We start from the raw sequence: 19,867 nt of genomic DNA on the forward strand, positions 1-19,867 counted from the left end.
AAAATCGCCAATATTGAGTAAACGTGTTCAACTTTTATCCTAAAAGCGCTTTCACTTTTTTAAATAATGTGTATGAAGATATTGGTTTTGACACATAACTGTCGCAGCCTGCATCAAGTGCCTTTTGCTCATCATCGGCCAGGGCAAATGCAGTTGTGGCTACAATTGGAATATCAGAAGCTATTTTTTTGATATATCTTGTAGCATCGTAACCATTAAGCTCGGGTAACTGAATATCCATGAGAATAAGATCTACAGGGGTATTTTTCACCTGCTCAATGGCCTGATAGCCTGTAAAGGCGCGTAAAACATTGATTTTTTTCTTCTTCAACATTGAAGCAAGATAATGATATGATGTGTCTTCATCTTCCACAATAAGGACATGTTTATTGGCAAACTCCTCCCACTCATTAAGGTTATAAAAATCATCATTCTCCTCAGCTCCCCGCTTATGAGGCAAAGTAAAAATGAAGGTTGATCCCTCACCTTCAACTGAATCCACATTTATTTCACCACCCATGAGTTCGACCAAACCTTTTGAAACGGCTAAACCAAGGCCTGTACCCCGATAAATTTTGTCGGCCGGATTATCGAGCCTTCTGAAGCGCTCGAAAATATGCCTTTTAGCCATTTCGGGTATTCCCATTCCGGTGTCTTTCACCCTGAAAACCAAAAAATTGTCTTTTTTATCCAGTTCTACACTTATCTCACCTGCTTCGGTAAATTTTAAGGCATTTGAGATCAGGTTCTGCAATACTTGCATCAACCGGCTCTTATCTGCTTTTATTTGTGCCTGATTTTGATCCGGTAAGCCATCAAACTTTAAAGTTATATTCTTCTCGCTCATATCGAGCTCTTTCTGATACACCCGCTCCAAATCCTTAAGTAACACATTGATATTAAAATCAAAAGAATTAAGCTTCAGGAGGTTTGCTTCAATTTTTGATACGTCAATGATATCATCAATAAGTTGCAGCAGCTGATGGCTATTCTTTTCAATTATGTTGAAATATTCCTGCTTTTCATCATTTGGAATTTCCTCCTGAAGCAACAGCTCTGCAAAACCAATCACGCCGTTCATAGGTGTGCGTATTTCGTGGGACATATTTGCAAGAAAGGCGGACTTCAGGCGGTCAGACTCTTCTGCTATCAGTTTAGCTTTTACGAGCTCCTGCTCTGCTTGCTTTCTGGCAGTAACTTCGCGCACAATAGAGAGCACTTCCCCATTTCCACTCGGAACCATTCTGGCTTCGAAATGTGCAGTGCGATCGTTGATTTGCATCTGATACTCATGAATTACATGCTGATTGGTTCTGAGTACCTGTCGAATTTTTGCGTGATTAGCTGTAGCAATATCAGCGGGCAAAATTTCTATTGACTTTTTACCAATAAAATCAGAAGGACCCATTAATAAATTCCGCATTTGCCCCTGTGGTGTATGAAAATCCAGGAAAATCCCATTCGAATCCTGAATGAACATCATATCGGGGATGGCCATCAACATGGCATTTTGCTCCTGGGTTTTGCGTATATGTCGAGTTTCCAGGTTGCGTATATCAGTTACATCCTGAATAATACCAAAAACAACTCTGGAATCATCAGACTCTGTCATTAACTCACAATGAATCAAATGAACCCGTTCTTCTCCATTTATCTGTGTACTGTACTCATACTCAAATGGACCCTCTTTGCTGGCATATTCCTCAAGACCTTTCTTAACTTCCTTTTGATCTTGTGTTTCAAAAAAATTGAAATAATCGTCCATTTCAAAAGCTCTCACTGAATCGATTTGAAACAGCGCTTTTGCCTCCTCAGAAAAACTTGCTTTATTGGTTTTTTGGTTCCATTCGAAATAGGCCAAACGCGCAATTTCCTGTGCGCGTCGCAATTTAAATTGACTTGTTTCGACTAATCGCGTAATATTTTTTCGCTCGGTTATATCCATTACAAGAAATACGTAGCGCTCATCCTTACTCCCGATAATAGGGGCTATGCGACCTTCGAACCACTTTAACTCATCTGCAATTGACAATTGATACTCAATTACTGTAGGATTACCGGTTTCCCGTACCTTGCGAATACCTGCAAGGGCTTTATCCGCAACATAGGCTGGTAAAACCTCTTTAAATGTTTTATTGAGCATAAAAGAGAACTCTTTGTACAAAAGATCCTCTTTATCTGTTAAAATATCGAGATATGTGCCTTTTTCATCTATCAGAAAAACAATATCAGGCAGGGAGTGTATTATCGCCTCCAGGTAGCCAATTTGTGTAACATCTGACTGGCTATCCAAAAGAGAGCGTAAGCGTTTATTCTCTGCTTCAAGTTTTTTTATTCTGTTTTCATATGCCTTGTTTCCTTCCATAATATTGAATTATTTTGGAAAACGATTAATCATTTTCTTCTCCGCCCTGCTGCGCCCTGGGTAAAGAAAAAGAAAAAATACTCCCCTCTCCCAGTTTACTATCAACCATCACATCGCCACCATTACGCTTTGCAAATTCTTTGCATAATATCAGACCAAGACCTGTGCCTTCTTCATTGGCAGTACCAACTTTTGATTTATTGTAGCCTATTTTAAAGAGTTTATCCAGATCCTCATCACTAATCCCGATCCCCTCATCTTTTACGCTTGTAATTACTTTATCACCCTCAATTTCAGTGTAGGCCGTAATTCTACTATCATTGTTACTGAACTTAATTGCATTGGTGAGTAAATTACGCAAAATGGTATTTACCATATCGACATCGGCCCAAACCTCCAGGTCATTATCAACTTTTTCTTCGACCACAATTTGTTTTACTTCAGCATTGGCGTGGATTAAAGAAAAGTTCTCCTGGAAAAGCGCATGCATATTTAATCTCCTTGGCTTGTATGAGAGTCTGCCTGTTTGCGCCCTTGACCATTGTAAAAGATTTTCAAGAAGCGAATGAAGTTGTTTAGATGATTTATATATCAACTCAATGAACTCCTGTTTTTCCTGGTCGGTAAAAGAGTTCATATCCTGGGCCATAACTTCTGTAAGTCCCAGGAAACCCGCGATAGGGTTTTTAAGATCGTGGGCAATAATAGAAAAGAATTTATCCTTGCTTGTATTGAGCTCATGCAGCTGTTTACGCTGATTCTCAATTTCTTTTTTCTGGTTATTAATAATATTGTAGGCCTTTCGTAAATCGACCATTTTGCCAAAAAGCTCAATGGTGCGTTTGCGAAATTTGACATAAGTGTTTTCTAGTGCAGCACGCTTGCGGTTAATCTCTTCATTCTTTTTTTCAAGCTCTTCATTTTGTATACTGATGATCTTTTTAGCCTTTTTCAGATCAATCATTTTACCAAAAAGCTCAATGGTACGCTGACGCGATTTTTCGTTCTGCAGTTCAATTTTCTTACGGTGCTTCTCAAGCTCGTCATTTTTATCCTGCACCTTTTTAATTAGTTCTGTCAGCCTTTCTTTCTCACTATTTGAAAACATTTCTTCCATCTGAAACCATATCTTGTGTACAAAGCTAAAAAAAATTGAACGTTACAATAATGATTTTATTCAGTTTGTTCTGTCAGAGCATAAATATTTTGGACATTTTTATATTATTTTTCAACAAAAAATTTGCTGCAACTACATTACTCAGTAAATTCGCACGTTTTTGATTACCAGACCTAACGCTAATCATATGTTTTTTATCAAAAGGTTCCTTTACAAAACCCTTGGACTTAGAGGCTATTTAAAGCTTATCAGCCAAATATTTTTCTTATCGTACAAAAAAGGATGGCTTAAAAACAAGAGAGAATATTATTGCCATTACTACATCAAAAATCTGATTCAAAAAAATGATGTTATTATCGATATCGGCGCCAATTTAGGTTATTACAGCCAGTTATTTGCAAAACTAACAGGTAAAGATGGCAAGGTTTACGCTGTAGAACCTGTAGAATTGTTCCGCAACATTCTTTCTGAAAACCTAAGTAGGATATCGAATGTGGAGGTCCTGCCCTACGCGTTGGGCCAAAATAGTGGAGAGCAAATATCAATGGGGCTCCCTGCCAGTAATAAGTATCTAAGCCATGGCAGAACCCATGTGGTTTCTAAAAACGAAAAAAACGAATTCGAAAGGCAGTTTAAAGCAGAGATGCGAAATCCGAACGATCTTTTTAAAGATTTAAAAAAGATCGATTACATTAAATGCGATATCGAAGGTTACGAAATAGTAGTGATTCCAGAAATGCTTCCCCTTTTGAAGGAACATAAACCAATCTTACAAATTGAAACCGATGGCAGTAACAGGAAAAAGATTATTGATATACTAGTACCGCTGGGCTACAAAATCTTCTATATTGATGCTGATGGAGCAAAGCATTACAACATAGATAATCCGCCGGAATTCTCCGGTGATTTGATCTTTAGCCTTAATGACCTTGAGAACTCAACTAAAGGAGATATATAAGCAGCACAGGATCATGCGGTATAGAGTTTAAGAAAATGCTGAAGCTTTAGCGGATTCAATACAAATCCAAATAAAATATATTCAAAAAAAACTAAAAATTTACGGCAGAAGTAACCTCTGCCGTAAATTTTTTGACAAAACACAAATCGCGTTTTCATTTATTTAGCACTCTCCAATATATTGTTTATTACAACAAGTGGTGTTTACTTCCCCGCTGATAAAACTGGGCATCAACAACAGCCACACTTATTAACCTTACAATTTCGTTTATGCTACTTTCAAGTTGTAATACATGGGCAGGCTTACGTGTTCCGAGTAAAATAGGTCCGATAAGCTCTGCATCAGAGACTCCGCTTATAAGTTTGTAAGCAATATTTCCGGAGCTAAGATTAGGGAATATCAGTGTGTTAATGTGCCGCCCAACAAGTTTACTAAACGAATAGCGTTTACTGATTAGATCAGGGTTTAAAGCAAAATTTGCCTGCATTTCGCCATCTACATTCAAGTCCGGATAATCTTTGTGCAAAATTTTTACAGCTTCGCGCACTTTAGCTGGACTTCCGCCTCTAACTGACCCAAAGTTTGAATATGATAACATGGCAATATTGGGCTCAAACCCAAGTTTTTTAATCTCTTCTGCTGCAAGCACTGTAATATCAGACAATGTTTGAGCATTGGGTTCTCTGTTTACAGCCACATCGGCAAGAAAAAGAGGCCCTTGCTTGGTTAGTACAATATACATACTTGCCACCCGGTTTACACTCTTGCGCGCACCTATAACTTCAATTACCGGTCGCAAAGATTCTCCGTACTTTGTCTGTTGTCCAGTTATAAAGGCATCGGCCTGTCCGGTTTCAAGCATCATTACACCATAATAATCGCAATTAGTCATCATGCGGTGGGCAGCATTATAGCTAATACCTTTACGTTGACGCAAAGCAAAAAGCTCTTTGGCAAAATAGTCTCTGCGTTTTTCTTCACCCTGACATACATTGTCAATAAGAGTCAATTTCGATATATCGAGATGATACTCCTCTGCGATTTGTTTTATTTTGGTAGTGTTTCCTACAAGAATTGGCTCTGCAATTTGTTGCTCTTTTGCCATCAATGCAGCACGAATAACCTGATAGTTATCGGCTTGTGAGAGCACAACGCGTTTCGGATCTTGTTTGGCTCTTTCGTAGACTTGTTTTACAAGCTTATTTTCGAGGCCTGCCCGGCGACGTAGTTCGGCAGCATACTCTTCCCAGTCGGCAATTGGCGTACGTGCAACGCCAGATTCCATTGCTGCTTTGGCCACAGCAGGCGCAACTTCCGTAATTAACCGTGGATCGTTGGGTTTGGGAATTATATAATCTTTACTAAAGGTTATTCCTTTCAGGTTGTATGCCTTATTTACCTCTTCGGGAACAGATTTTTTTGCAAGATCGGCCAATGCATAAACAGCAGCAATTTTCATTTCCTCATTAATATCAGTAGCTCTTACATCAAGGGCACCCCTGAATATATAGGGAAATCCAAGCACATTATTCACCTGGTTTGGATAATCTGATCGACCGGTAGCCATCATTATATCATTTCTGGCAGCATGTGCATCTTCCCAGGTAATTTCGGGGTCCGGATTGGCCATTGCAAAAATAATAGGATTGCTGGCCATACTTTTAACCATATCTTTCGAAAGCACATTTCCGACAGATAATCCCAGGAACATATCGGCATCATTCATTGCATCTTCGAGGGTATGAACATCACGCTCTGTGGCAAACTCCTTTTTTTGCTCGCTGAGTTTCTCTCTGTCCTTACGCACAACGCCCTTGCTATCGCACATTACAATATTTTCGGGCTTCACACCCAATGCTTTATAAATACGCAAACATGCAATGGCTGAGGCACCAGCTCCATTGGCGACTACCTTAATCTTATCAATTTTTTTACCACCAAGCTCCAATGCATTTAATAAGCCGGCGCCTGAAATTATAGCTGTCCCATGCTGATCGTCGTGCATAACGGGGATATCGAGTTCATCCTTTAGTCTTCTTTCAACATGAAAACACTCAGGTGCCTTTATATCCTCTAAGTTAATGCCACCAAATGTTGGAGCTATGGCCTTGATATGCTCTACCAGTTTATCGGGGTCTTTTTCATCAATTTCGATATCAAAAACATCGACGTCAGCGAAAGTTTTAAAAAGCAGCCCCTTACCTTCCATTACCGGTTTGGAGGCGCTGGCTCCAATATCGCCAATACCCAGCACAGCCGTTCCGTTTGATATTACAGCAACTAAATTACCCGCTGCTGTGTACTTGTAAACATCATCCGGATTTTTCTCAATTTCACGGCATGGTTCAGCCACACCCGGAGAATAAGCTAAAGAGAGATCATACTGTGTACTATTGGGCTTGGTAGGTATCACTTCTATTTTACCGGGCCTGCCGGATGAGTGATAATCCAATGCTTCCTGTTTTGTGAATTTTTTCATGATGTTTGGAATTTAGTGTTTCCACAATTGTTTAATAGATTATTGCCAGGGTTTATGTAAAAGAAATTGATTTAAATAAACCCTGTAGTTACTATATGATTAAAATTTCTCGTCGTATTTAGTCCACAAATAATCTCCTAATTCCCAGGCTTTTTTAACTACTTTCTCTCCTTTCTCAATCACATAATTAGTTAAAAACTCCCTGCGTTTTTTGGTGTTTTTAATGCTTTTGGCCTTTTCGTCGGTTTCCTCTAATTCATCAATAAATACTTTCTGCATCGGATTCCATACAGCATCCAAATCCTTATGCATATCGCCCCATCTCTGAGCTGCCAGCGTACCAAGCCTATTAAATGCCCACCATGCCGATTCACGTGTATAACCGTTTATTCGACCAGGCGTTTTATACGATTCGGGCAAATCGGTCGCACCGCAATACACTGGAATATAAACCGAAGAAGCGATATTATCCTGTGCAAGCCACACAACACCGCCTACATCATCGGGAAGCCAGTCGCGGCTCTGCGTAATTGTTCCATACATGGTGTACCAGCGTGCTATGGTTCGTTCACCAAGAAAGCGAATGTGTCCATCGTCATTCACATGGTACCAACCACCACTCACGTCATCTATATCGAGTTGATCATAAGGCAGGAAAGGATTGGCCAAAGGTGAAATAACGCTTTCTCCATCTTCGTTTGTTGTGGTTATATTTCTACGCATATCGTAAGGCGTGCCCTGGTAATAGTCTTTAAATACGCGGCGCATGTCTTCAACCGACACCTTTTTATCGGGTTTTACAGAAAAGGGATAATTCTCTGATGTGGGACTCAAATTGAGCGATGGAGCAAGGAGGTCAAAAACCCTCCATTCGCGCCTGCGTGAAGCTACAGATTTACGACTTTCAGGTGCATAAACATCACAGAATCGAAAAGTTTCGTCTTCCTTCCACCAACCTTGTGCTTTTGCATAACTGTAGATATTATCTGATGCTTTAAAATAATCAGGATTGTCCAGATCGATTTCTTTAATTGTAGAAGCGTTGGCATTAACAGAAATATGATCGTCTGGTACACGTTGGGCAACCCAAATAGCACCTACATTTCCTTTACCCGGTCCAACAACCTCAAAGTGCCATACTTCTTTTGGATCAGCAATGGTAAGGGCTTCACCATAATCGCGCCATCCGTGTTCGGCGAGCAAACGGCCGGCAAGCTTGATGGCTTCTCTTGCAGTAGTGGCACGCTCAAGCATTAACTGAACCAATCGTTGACAGTCGATTTTGCATTCTTTGCTAAAGAGCTCTTCACGTCCGCCAAAAGTTGATTCCCCGATTGCAAGCTGATGCTCGTTCATACAGGGATAGGCAGTATTTATAAACTGGTAAGTATGCTCGGCCTGTGGTATACTGCCTATTGGAATATGTGCATATGCCGGCATCACAAGGGAATCGGTAGATTCTCTTTTGTAAACGGTAAAACGCTCACTGGGCTTATGGTCTTTGGCAGGTACAATATCCATCCAACTTCTGGTTCTGTGGCTGTCATCAGTATGCGATGTCATCACAGAACCGTCTGAGCTGGCATTTTTGCCAACAGTTATAGAAGTGCAACCTTCAGGGTATCCACCTTTCCAGTCGCTTTTATCCTGCGCATTTACTGTAATAGAGAAGATGATTAAAATAGAGGCTAAAATTGTAATGTGTCTCATTTTCAAGTATTTTAAATTTAATTATCAGTTTTATTAAAATTAATTCAGGTCATAGACGTTAAATCCTTTATTAAAACGCTGAAACGGTATGTCAAGTAATTTATTTAAATAAGCTTTATCAGCTACAAAATCAATATTCTGACAATCGACCACCACAACCGGGAAAGCTGAAACCTGCTTAAAGAATCTGAAGTAACTTTTTTGAATTTGCTCAAGATACGTATTAGAGATATTACTTTCGTAGGTTCTGCCCCTACGGGCAATATTTTGAAGTAGTTGTTCAGGATTTTGGTGCAAATAAATTACAATATCTGGTTCCGGCAGCGTACTGGTCATAGAATGAAATATCCGTGCATACAATTTAAAATCAGCTTCATCAAGTGTTGTAGAGGCAAATATCAGCGATTTTTTAAGATAATAGTCAGCTACAATGGCATCGTGAAACAAACTGCTTTCAAGTTCTTCTTTAAGCTGTCTGAACCGCTCTACAAGGAAAGAAAGCTCCAATTGAAGGGCATATTTGTCCGGATTTTCATAAAATAGGGGCAAAAAAGGATTATCCACAAATTGCTCATAAATTTCTTTTGCGTTTAAATGCCGGCAATAAGCTTCTGTAAGCGTAGTTTTTCCGGCACCAATATTTCCTTCAACAACTATGTAGCGATAGTTTGAACCAGGCTTCTCGGTCATAAAACGAAGATATAAAAAAAGTAGCTCAAAAAGAAAATTTCCTGAAGGGTCGAAAAAGACTTATTATTGGGATCTTTACGAAAGGTCATTGGTCAATTCAGAGAAAACATTTGAAGCGTTCTGCCCTTCATAGAGCACATTAAAAACAGCTTCTGCAATGGGCATATCAATGTTTAATTTTTCCATAAAATGAGCAAGGCCTTTTGCGCCATAATATCCCTCGGCAATTTGAAGCATCTCCATACGGGCATACTTAACACTGTAGCCCTTTCCAATCATTACACCAAAATTCCGGTTCCTACTGTATTGCGAATACATGGTAACAAGTAGGTCACCCAGGTAAGCCGACTCAATGATGTCCGCATTTACACGACATACTTTTGACATAAACTCACGCATTTCCTGAGTGGCATTACAAACAAGCACAGCCTGAAAGTTATCGCCATAGCCCAGGCCATGATATATTCCTGCAGCAATGGCATACACATTTTTGGCAACAGCAGCAAACTCAGTACCTACTATATCGTGAGAGATTTTAACATTTATATGATGGTTTTTCAGAAGCAACTTGAGCTCTTTTGCCAAATCAACATGTTCAGAAGCAACAGTTAAATAGGTTAGCTTCTCAGAAGAAACCTCTTCTGCATGACTTGGACCTGCAATCATAGCAAAATGTTCTCTGGGCACATTGAACTCCCTGAACAAATAATCAGCTACAATTTCATTTGACTCAGGAATGATGCCTTTTACTGCAGAAACTACTTTTTTGTCCTTTAACGGATAGGTGGATTTTGATAAAACGCTATGCAGAAATGCAGATGGGACGACAAGAATAATAATAGATGAGGCCTCAATTAAGTCATCTATTTTAATAGTAACCCTCAGCCTTGGCATATTTAATGAGGCAGATGACAAATAATGGGGGTTATGACCATATTCATATACATGCTCCCGTATTTCCTGGGATTGAACAAACCAGTTTACATGGTATCCGTTTTGAGTAAGTAAATTAACAAGGGCTGTTCCCCAGCTTCCACTACCAATAACACCAATTGTCGTCTTCACGGTCAAATATTTTAATGGTAGCAGGTGCTACCTATTTATAACTACAAAATAAACAGAATCCCGGTTGAATATCAATTTTAAGGCAGAAAAACAGCATTCCAAACAAAAAAATGCCCTGCAATATGCTTATTGCAAGGCACTTCACAAATACATTTAATTTACACACTATTCCATGCGCATTTTTATATTCATATCCATCTTAATCGCCATCTGATTAGCTGTCAGCTTCATAAACATTTTCATATCTGAACTTTCCAGAAAACCTCTTTCAAGGTCAAATAATACCCAGCCACCAATGGTATTATCTTCGGCAGACATTTCAACGCCTTCCTGAATACTTTCCATTATAAATTCTCCCTGTGGTTCAAGTATCACATAACGCTTGTCTTCGCTAATGCTTAGAACTTTATATTTCATATCTACCTTCATACTCATTCCGGAATTTCCGGTTTCAATTATACCGGCATCGTATACATCGCCTTCTTTTACAGGCTCATCAGGAAGGGCCACAAAAGCGTTTTGTGCAAACTGGTCAGACATTGATTCCAACTGTCCTTTTACCTGCGCACCCTGCTCAGCCGGAAGGTTATCCATAATGGCATCCATATTCATTTCCACAACTTTTCCGCTGGGTGTAATTTCAGAGGAAATTTCATTGTTGAGTAAAGAGGTAAAAACACCGGCACTTGGATTATTTTCCATATCTTCCTCACTATCGGAGTCGAACTTCATAGGCTGCGGACCATCCATAGAAACAGCAACACGCGTAAATTCAACACCAATTTTGGCATTACCATTTTCAGTTACCTCATTAATTTTATAATTACTCTCCATGGTCATTTGCATGGGCATCTTTTGTCCCATCATTTCCATGTTCATTTCTGTTTCCATAATCATATGAGCTGAATCGCCTTCAGTGAAATAATATTGCAACTTCACAGCTTCGTCGCTAGTGGCAGAAAATTCAGGAATACCACTTTCAGTTTCATAATTTATTGTAACTGAAGATTTACCTGTTTCTTCATTATTCTGTTTGTTTCCATTTTGGCAGGCCACCATAAAAAGGGCCGCAACCCAAAAAATCAGAACTTTTCTCATAATGTCAATTGTGTTTAGTTAATAAGTCTTTTTATCAGGATAAATTTGTTTTAAAGTTAATATAAAATCATTGCTATCGCTCAATTTTCTAGAGAATTCACTCTTACTTATGATCTGATATTTGTTATACCCTTTTTCAACAGCCTCATTTAGTTTCTTTACTGCAACACTATTCTTACCCATTTTCAAAAATCTTTTGGCAGCAAGAAATTCAACATCAGGATTACGAGGGTCTATTCTCCTGTATATGTCCAGACTTTGCTCAGCTTTTGCGAACTGCTTCTGCCTGATGTAATTGTCAACAGCCATATACTGCAATAAACTCATGTATTGACGAACCCGTGCCTGAAAATGCATACTGTTACCAGACTGCTCAATTTGATCTAGCCATTTAAGCCAAAACCCTTTTGAATTTGTACCAAAATTCCGCTTTAAATCATTTTGAATTTTAAGTTCTTCAGCAAACTCCATTTTTAGCTGCTCGAGCATGGGCTCTACTTGTTTACCAATACCTGGATTGTTCTGAATTGCGTTATCACCTTTTGACTTCAGCAGAAAGTAATGGTTCAATTGCCGCAAGGTGGTATCTTTCGAACTAAATGCCAGGTCTGTGCCTGGATTTTTACACCAACTCAGCGCAGCCATAAAAACATCTGCCGGAGGCCATTCATGCCCGCCATCGAATACCATGCATAAATCTGGTTCATGATACTGATCAGTTAACGCATATTGAAGGACTTCTCTCAGGTTAAAATCATTCATTCCAGCAATGGATACCACAGGTTTAGTAATTTCCTTTTTTGCTGCACCTCCTGCCCCAAGACTTATGACCCCTTGTACAGAAAGCCCAGATTGCGCCAACACTTGTGCAAAACGCCCACCGCCACTGAACCCAGCCACATAAACCTGATTCATGTCTGCACCCTCTGAGGCGGCTCTGCCCAGCATCTTTTTTACAATTTTTTGCGACAATGCACCACTCGTCCCATTTTTCCATTGATTTGAAGCAACCACACCAAAACCTGCATCTGAAAGGGGTAAACCAAAAGCATTTATAAATTGTGTCCCCCTGGCTTGCGCATCGAAAAACAGCACTACAGGCCATTTATCACCAGAAGTTTCAGGTTTTGTCACAGCAACATCGGACAAATAGACTATTTCTTGCGATTCATGGTCTGGGGCCTGTTTTTTAGTTCCAGGATTACAAGCACCCATTCCGAAAAGCCCTGCAACTAAGAGAATTTTTATTATTGTAGTATTCATGATAATACGAAATTATAAAAATAGCAGCAAACATCACTTTATTACAAAGAGTTATTTCCTTTCCGTATCTTAAATCATTACTTTTGCATCAAAATTAAAACCTATAATACATGAGTACTGATGACAAAAAGGTGATTTTCTCCATGGTAAATGTGAGCAAAAAAACACCGCAAGGTAAACAAATCCTCAAAGATATATACCTCTCATTTTTCTATGGAGCTAAAATTGGCATATTGGGTCTGAACGGAGCAGGAAAATCAACTGTACTGCGCATAATTGCAGGTTTAGACAAAGAGCATGAGGGCGAGGTACATTTTTCCCCAGGTTATTCAGTGGGACATTTGCCACAGGAGCCTTACCTCGACGAAGAAAAAACAGTAATGGAAATTGTTAAAGAAGGTGCTCAGGACACAGTAGACCTACTGAATGAATACGAACAAATAAACGCAGCATTCATGGATGAAGATGTAATGAATGATGCCGATAAGATGGACCAACTGGTAAAGCGGCAGGGTGAAGTACAGGAAAAGCTGGACCAGGTAGGCGCATGGGATTTAGACTCAAAGCTTGAACTGGCCATGGATGCCCTGCGCACCCCTCCGGGCGACACACCGGTAAAAATACTCTCCGGAGGAGAGCGCCGCAGAGTTGCTCTTGTTCGCTTACTGTTACAGGAACCCGATATTTTACTGCTCGATGAGCCCACCAACCACCTCGATGCAGAATCGGTTCACTGGCTCGAACAACACTTGCAACACTACAAAGGAACTGTTATTGCTGTAACCCACGATCGTTATTTTCTGGATAATGTAGCTGGTTGGATACTTGAGCTTGACCGGGGCGAAGGTATTCCTTTTAAAGGAAACTATTCTTCGTGGCTGGAGCAAAAAATGAACCGTTTGCAGGAAGAAGAAAAACAAGAGTCAAAAAGACAAAAGGCTCTTAATAACGAACTTGAATGGGTACGCCGGGGCCCCAAAGGCAGACAAAGTAAAGGCAAGGCAAGATTAAACAACTATGAGGCCATGCTTGCCGAAGACATAAAAGAAAAAGAAAAAAACGTAGAAATCCCCATTCCCAACGGACCAAGGCTGGGCAGCGAAGTCATCAAAGGCATTAATTTATCGAAAGCCTATGAAGACAGGTTACTTTTTGAAGACCTGAACTTTGAGCTACCCCAGGCGGGCATTGTGGGCATTATAGGCCCAAATGGTGCTGGTAAAACCACGCTTTTCCGAATGATAATGGGAGAAGAAACACCCACATCAGGAGAAATAAAATTAGGAGAAACCGTTCAAATTGGGTATGTAGATCAACAACATGAAGATATTAACCCTGAGAAAACAGTTTATGAGGTCATAAGCGGTGGTGAAGAAGAAATTGAGGTAGGTGGCCAGCGTATTAATGCAAGGGCATATACCAGCAGGTTTAATTTCAGCGGACCCGACCAGCAAAAAAAGGTTGGTGTATTGTCAGGAGGGGAACGAAACCGCTTACATCTGGCCATGACCCTCAAAACCGAAGCCAACGTATTACTGCTTGATGAGCCGACAAACGACATTGATGTAAACACATTGCGGGCACTGGAAGAAGGCATACAACACTTTGCGGGCTGTGCGGTGGTAATATCCCATGACAGGTGGTTCCTTGACCGAATTTGCACGCACATATTAGCTTATGAAGGTGATTCGAAAGCACACTTTTTCGAAGGAACCTATTCAGAATATGAAGATAACTTGAGGAAACGCATGGGCGGAGAAATCATTCCAAAGCGGATCAAGTACAAAAAGCTAACACGTTAAAATCCAATTTCCAAATCCCAACAATCAAGCTATAGAAGAAAACAAAAGATTTTTGGGGTTTGGAATTTCAGGGTTTTTAAAACAAATTCCCCTGACTTGCCGGATCAATCTTCCCAAGATGTTTATAGGCCAGTGGTGTTGCTTCGCGCCCTCTGGGCGTACGTTTTAAAAACCCCTCCTTGATAAGAAAAGGTTCGTATACCTCCTCAACTGTACCTGCATCCTCTCCTATTGCCGTTCCGATTGTATTTAACCCGACAGGGCCACCCTGAAACTTATCAATTATGGTTGTCAGAATGCGGTTATCCATTTCGTCAAGACCATATTTATCTATATTGAGTGCTTCCAGTGAATACATAGCAATATCTTTATCCACTTCTCCATTACCTTTAACCTGGGCGAAGTCGCGCACACGTCTGAGCAGAGCATTGGCAATACGCGGAGTTCCGCGGCTTCGTGAAGAGATTTCTTCCGCGGCATCATCGTGAATAGGAATATTCAAAATACCGGCCGAACGATGTATAATACGCTTAATAACCTCTGCATCGTAATATTCAAGGTGAAGATTTATACCAAAACGCGCCCTCAGAGGGCTTGTCAAAAGGCCTGAACGAGTAGTGGCAGCTACCATTGTAAATGGCTCCAGGTTGAGTTGCACCGTGCGGGCACTGGGTCCTTTATCTATAAGAATATCAATTCTGAAATCTTCCATGGCAGAATAAAGATATTCTTCCACAATGGGATTCAAACGGTGAACTTCGTCGATAAAAAGCACATCATGCGGTTCAAGACTGGTAAGAATACCAGCCAAATCGCCCGGCTTATCAAGTACCGGACCACTTGTTAATTTGAAGCCTACATTGAGTTCGTTGGCAATGATATTTGCCAGTGTGGTTTTACCGAGTCCGGGTGGACCATGCAAAAGCGCGTGATCCAACGCATCACCACGCATTTTTGCAGCCTGAACAAATATCTGAAGGTTTTCCAGTATTTTAGTCTGCCCATTGAAATCATCAAATGTAAATGGACGTAGCTGCTGCTCAAAATCCTGATCTTCTGATGCCCCTTGCGCCCTTATATCAAATTCTTCACTCATCGTTTGTGCTATTTTAAAAGGTAAAAATACACATTTCAATAATGATTTGGAAATCTCATTACAGGGAATGAAGATTCATCCGAATAAAATAATGTTCTGAGCACTTTTTTATTTTCAACTCCAAAATATTACTTTTGATTACCTATGGCAACAACAGTACTCATACTATCAGACAAAAATGAAACCCGAAGCCTCATATTAGAAGGCTGGTTGAAATATTATGCAAAATCAGATGCTGAAATTAAAAGTGCAGGACTGGAATCAGGAAAACTGAACCTTATCGCAGCAAAAGCTATGATGGAAGCGGTAATTGACATTACTAAATACAAAAGCAAAGCACTTGATTCAATAGAAAACGATCAGTTTGATCACATTATAACGCTGACTGAGGAAGCACACAAATTAACGCTTAACAAATTCCCAAAAGCTCAGATTCACCACAAACCAACAATCCACCCATTAAATGAAAAGGACGAAGACATGGAAAAGCTCAAAAAACACCGTAAAACGGTAAATGAGCTGGAAGAGTATGCCATGGAATTCACCCATAAACATATCAGAAAATTAATTTAATATTCACAATCATAAGCACTCAAAATCATAAAAAGATGAGAACGACCATTTTAGTCATTACAATTTTTGCTGCAATACTCTCTTTCTCTTGTCAGCAAACAGGAAAAAAAGGCACAGATCAACTACAATCTGTCATTGACCAGTCAACTATTGAAGAGGTTACCAACGAGCTTGCTAAAGCACACCCAGAGGTAAACCAGGCACGCATCGCGCGAGGTGTAGAACAGACCGCATCATTATGGTTTCCAAATAATGGAGATAGTGAAACCTTTGCAAGCTTCTGCAAAAATAATTTTATTGCCGATAAGGAAGCGCGCCATTTAGCCTTTGAGAAACTTTCCAGAAATTTCGAAATTTTGGACGGACATTTTAACAAAATCAGCCTGGAATTGCTGGAACCGCTACACCTTGACATGGGAGAAATCACTAAAGTTGACCAAAAATTCGGGTCTTACAGTGCCGGATCGCATGTAAAAAGCGATTTATATAAAAATAAAATTGCTTTTATGGTGACGCTTAACTTTCCGCAGTACACACTGGCAGAAAAAAATAAACTGGGTGCAGACTGGACTCGTAAGGAATGGGCCTATGCACGCATGGGAGACCGCTTTACAGCACGTGTGCCAGCCAAAATGAAAATGAACTATAGCGAGACCGAAACCGCTGCTGACATGTATATTGCTGATTACAATATTTTTGCTGGTCAGCTATTCAGTGAAAAGGGAGAGAAACTTTTTCCCGAAGGCATGAAATTACTCTCACACTGGAATATAAGAGACGAAATAAAATCTAACTATGCCGACAAAAAAAATGGTTTGGTCAAGCAGCGCACGCTTTACCGTGTAATGAAGCGCATTGTGGATCAAAGCATTCCTGAAACCGTGATCAATAATAAAGAGCCGGAATGGAATCCCTTTACCAACGAAGTAACACTTGCCGGAGAACCCAAACAGGGTAAAGCAGAGCCCAACACTCGTTACCAGCACATGCTGAATTTATTTCATGCAGTTAAGGCCATGGACAAATACTATCCGACACTTGATACCTACATCAAACGCAAATTCTCCGGCAACATGGAGATTTCACAGGAGGAGACCGAAAAACTTTTCGTCGAATATATGTCTTCTCCCGTACTAAAGGATGTAGGGGCATTAATCAGCAAAAGGCTGGGTAGAAACCTGGAACCATTCGACATTTGGTACGATGGATTTAAAACACGGAGTTCACTTGACCAGGACAAACTGAATGAAGCTACGCAACAATGGTTCCCCAATGCCATGGCAATGGAAAATGAATTGCCCAATATTCTTAAAAAACTGGGATTTCCTAATGATAGAGCCACCTACCTTGCCAACAAAATTGCCGTTGACCCTGCACGTGGATCCGGTCATGCCTGGGGTGCCAGCATGAAAGGAGAAAAAGCGCACTTACGCACTAGAATCCCTGAATCAGGCATGAATTATAAAGGTTACAACATTGCCATACATGAATTTGGTCACAATGTAGAACAAACCATCTCATTGTATGACGTGGATTACTATACAATGAATGGTGTACCCAACACAGGTTTTACTGAAGCACTTGCCTTTATGTTCCAAAGCCGGGACCTTGAAATTCTGGGTATGGCGACCAGCAACGCCAACAAGGAGCATTTGAAAACACTGGATAAATGCTGGGGCTTATTCGAAATTATGGGCGTAGGACTTGTGGATCAGCGCGTATGGAAATGGCTATACGCCAATCCTAACGCTACAGCCAAAGACCTCAAAAAAGCAGTAATGCGTATTTCCAAAGAGGTTTGGAATGAATTCTACGCACCGGTATTCGGCCAAAAAGACGAAACACTTCAAGGTATCTATTCTCACATGATTGCCAGTCCACTTTACCTCTCAGCATATTCATTCGGACAGATTATTGAGTTCCAGCTGGAGGAATACATCGCTGACAAAGACTTTTCGAGTGAAGTGCAGCGCATTTTTGAACAAGGACGCCTCACGCCAAAACAATGGATGATGGAAGCCGTGGGCGAACCACTTTCGGTACAGCCTATTTTGAATAAAACAGGAAAAGCGTTGAAAGCATTGAATTAATGATTAGAATATTTATTTGTTTAAATATAATATTCAACAAGAGGGTGTCTAAAAAGGTTTGAAAACGTCATTCCGAACGAAGTGAAGCAACCGCAGCACGGAGTGCAAGCTCAGCGAAGCTAATCTTTTTGAATTAATAATCAACAGATTCCTTCGTCGTTCCTCCTCGGAATAACGACGATTTTTGACTTTTTAGACACCCTCTTGCTATTTAAAAATTATTCTCTCCATTTATTTTCATACATAAAATGCAATAGCCATTTTTGTAAAAATTTTAGATCATGCAGGAAGCTATTGCGATAATTTGTGGCGGCGGGCCCGCCCCGGGTATTAATAATGTAGTAAGTACCACAGCCCGCGTATTTCTCAAAAACGAATACCGCGTAATTGGTGTCCATGAAGGATTTAAAGGACTCCTGAGCGAAGACCGGCAAACGGTGGACATCGATTTTGAATTTGCCGATCGCATTTTTCATCAAGGAGGATCAGCGCTTAAAATGAGCCGGTTTAAACCCAAAGATACCGATTTCGATGCCAGCTTCTTCAAACAGCACAATGTGCGCTTACTGGTTTCCATAGGTGGCGACGACACCGCCTCAACTGCTGCCCGCCTTGCCGATTACCTGCAAACACAAGATTTGGATGTGAAAAGCATCCATGTGCCCAAAACCATCGACAATGACCTTCCGCTTCCTGAGGGTGTCCCCACTTTTGGTTACCAAACAGCCAAAGAAACCGGTGTAACGCTGGGAAATACAGTTTATGAAGATGCACGCACCTCGCAAAACTGGTTCGTAATGTGCGCCATGGGCCGTGAAGCCGGCCATCTGGCTTTTGGAATTGGTGCTGCCTGTCACTTTCCCATGATTATCATTCCTGAAATTTTCAATAAAACTGCCATCACCATTGACAAAATTGTACGTCTCGTAATATCATCCATTGTGAAGCGCCGCTTGATGCACATCCGCTACGGCGTGGCTATGATTAGCGAAGGGGTATTTCACTTTCTGGAGAAAAGCGACCTGGAAGCAACGGGAATTCAATTTGAATATGACGCCCATGGCCACCCCGAGCTCAACCAGGTGAGTAAGGCACATATTTTCAACCAACTGGTAATGCGCAAGATAAAGGAGCTTAAACTGGACCAAAAATCACGCCCTGTAGAACTTGGTTATGCCATGCGCTGCGCCAGACCCATTGGTTTCGACCTCAGCTATACCTCTCAGCTTGGACGAGGTGTTTATACCCTCTTCAAAGCCGGGCATACCAAATGTATGGTAAGCCAATCGCCGGAAAAAGATGTTATCCCGCTCTATCTGGATGATTTGCGTGATGCCAATGGACGCATTAAAACAAGGCTGGTCAATATCAATTCGCACAAGGTGAGTACGGTTTACGAAATGCTGCATTACCTTACTGAAGAAGATATTGAAGCAGCGAGGGAGTTCCTTCCTAATCCGGAAGAGTTTGTATTTAAACGTATTTTGGAGTGGTAGTAGTTTAAGTTTATGCTTTCGCCCCTTCAGGGCGAGCTCCTCTCACATGCTTATGCAGCGGGCGT

General features: G+C 40.6%; 14 protein-coding genes. 5 read left to right on the plus strand and 9 right to left on the minus strand.

Annotated features, from left to right (window positions below; genetic code table 11):
• Nucleotides 1–34: 34 nt before the first annotated feature.
• Together VJ937_RS02875 and VJ937_RS02880 are read right to left on the minus strand one after the other, a co-directional pair.
• On the minus strand, nucleotides 35–2,365 hold the full coding sequence (locus VJ937_RS02875) for a PAS domain-containing sensor histidine kinase (protein ID WP_324065393.1): 2,331 nt from the start codon (nucleotides 2,363–2,365) through the stop codon (nucleotides 35–37).
• Nucleotides 2,366–2,390: 25 nt separating this feature from the next.
• Nucleotides 2,391–3,482 (minus strand): sensor histidine kinase, encoded by a 1,092-nt coding sequence (locus tag VJ937_RS02880; protein ID WP_324065395.1) that lies wholly within the window; start codon nucleotides 3,480–3,482, stop codon nucleotides 2,391–2,393.
• Between the two features lie 187 nt (nucleotides 3,483–3,669).
• On the opposite strand from VJ937_RS02880, the gene VJ937_RS02885 reads away from it, so the two are divergent.
• Nucleotides 3,670–4,440 (plus strand): FkbM family methyltransferase, encoded by a 771-nt coding sequence (locus VJ937_RS02885; protein WP_324065396.1) that lies wholly within the window; start codon nucleotides 3,670–3,672, stop codon nucleotides 4,438–4,440.
• Nucleotides 4,441–4,627: 187 nt separating this feature from the next.
• Here VJ937_RS02885 and VJ937_RS02890 read toward each other — a convergent pair whose 3' ends face one another.
• The 6 genes from VJ937_RS02890 to VJ937_RS02915 form a co-directional block, all read right to left on the minus strand.
• Entirely contained in the window at nucleotides 4,628–6,919 is a 2,292-nt protein-coding gene (locus VJ937_RS02890) for an NADP-dependent malic enzyme (protein ID WP_324065397.1), read from the minus strand.
• Between the two features lie 99 nt (nucleotides 6,920–7,018).
• Entirely contained in the window at nucleotides 7,019–8,629 is a 1,611-nt protein-coding gene (locus VJ937_RS02895) for a dipeptidase (RefSeq protein ID WP_324065398.1), read from the minus strand.
• Nucleotides 8,630–8,668: 39 nt separating this feature from the next.
• Nucleotides 8,669–9,319 (minus strand): deoxynucleoside kinase, encoded by a 651-nt coding sequence (locus VJ937_RS02900; RefSeq protein WP_324065399.1) that lies wholly within the window; start codon nucleotides 9,317–9,319, stop codon nucleotides 8,669–8,671.
• Between the two features lie 75 nt (nucleotides 9,320–9,394).
• Complete coding sequence (locus VJ937_RS02905) at nucleotides 9,395–10,384, minus strand: NAD(P)H-dependent glycerol-3-phosphate dehydrogenase (protein WP_324065400.1); 990 nt, start codon at nucleotides 10,382–10,384, stop codon at nucleotides 9,395–9,397.
• A gap of 165 nt (nucleotides 10,385–10,549) precedes the next feature.
• Entirely contained in the window at nucleotides 10,550–11,482 is a 933-nt protein-coding gene (locus tag VJ937_RS02910) for a DUF6263 family protein (protein WP_324065401.1), read from the minus strand.
• Between the two features lie 18 nt (nucleotides 11,483–11,500).
• On the minus strand, nucleotides 11,501–12,745 hold the full coding sequence (locus VJ937_RS02915; RefSeq protein WP_324065402.1) for a hypothetical protein: 1,245 nt from the start codon (nucleotides 12,743–12,745) through the stop codon (nucleotides 11,501–11,503).
• A 110-nt stretch (nucleotides 12,746–12,855) separates the two neighbouring features.
• On the opposite strand from VJ937_RS02915, the gene ettA reads away from it, so the two are divergent.
• Nucleotides 12,856–14,547 (plus strand): energy-dependent translational throttle protein EttA, encoded by a 1,692-nt coding sequence (gene ettA / locus VJ937_RS02920; RefSeq protein WP_324065403.1) that lies wholly within the window; start codon nucleotides 12,856–12,858, stop codon nucleotides 14,545–14,547.
• 76 nt (nucleotides 14,548–14,623) lie between these two features.
• On the opposite strand, the gene ruvB is transcribed toward ettA, so the two are convergent.
• Complete coding sequence (gene ruvB, locus VJ937_RS02925) at nucleotides 14,624–15,643, minus strand: Holliday junction branch migration DNA helicase RuvB (protein ID WP_324065404.1); 1,020 nt, start codon at nucleotides 15,641–15,643, stop codon at nucleotides 14,624–14,626.
• A gap of 144 nt (nucleotides 15,644–15,787) precedes the next feature.
• Between ruvB and VJ937_RS02930 the strand changes: the two genes are divergently transcribed.
• The 3 genes from VJ937_RS02930 to VJ937_RS02940 all read left to right on the plus strand — a co-directional run bounded on the left by VJ937_RS02930 (nucleotide 15,788) and on the right by VJ937_RS02940 (nucleotide 19,802).
• Nucleotides 15,788–16,216, plus strand: a complete 429-nt coding sequence (locus tag VJ937_RS02930; protein WP_324065405.1) for a hypothetical protein — start codon at nucleotides 15,788–15,790, stop codon at nucleotides 16,214–16,216.
• Between the two features lie 35 nt (nucleotides 16,217–16,251).
• Nucleotides 16,252–18,306 carry a hypothetical protein gene (locus tag VJ937_RS02935; RefSeq protein ID WP_324065406.1) on the plus strand — a complete coding sequence of 685 codons (2,055 nt, stop codon included), beginning with the start codon at nucleotides 16,252–16,254 and terminating at the stop codon, nucleotides 18,304–18,306.
• Nucleotides 18,307–18,587: 281 nt separating this feature from the next.
• Nucleotides 18,588–19,802, plus strand: coding sequence for a 6-phosphofructokinase (locus tag VJ937_RS02940; RefSeq protein ID WP_324065407.1), 1,215 nt, complete (start codon nucleotides 18,588–18,590; stop codon nucleotides 19,800–19,802).
• Nucleotides 19,803–19,867: the final 65 nt, after the last annotated feature.

This window comes from Salinivirga sp., assembly GCF_035268865.1.
Lineage (GTDB): Bacteria > Bacteroidota > Bacteroidia > Bacteroidales > Salinivirgaceae > Salinivirga.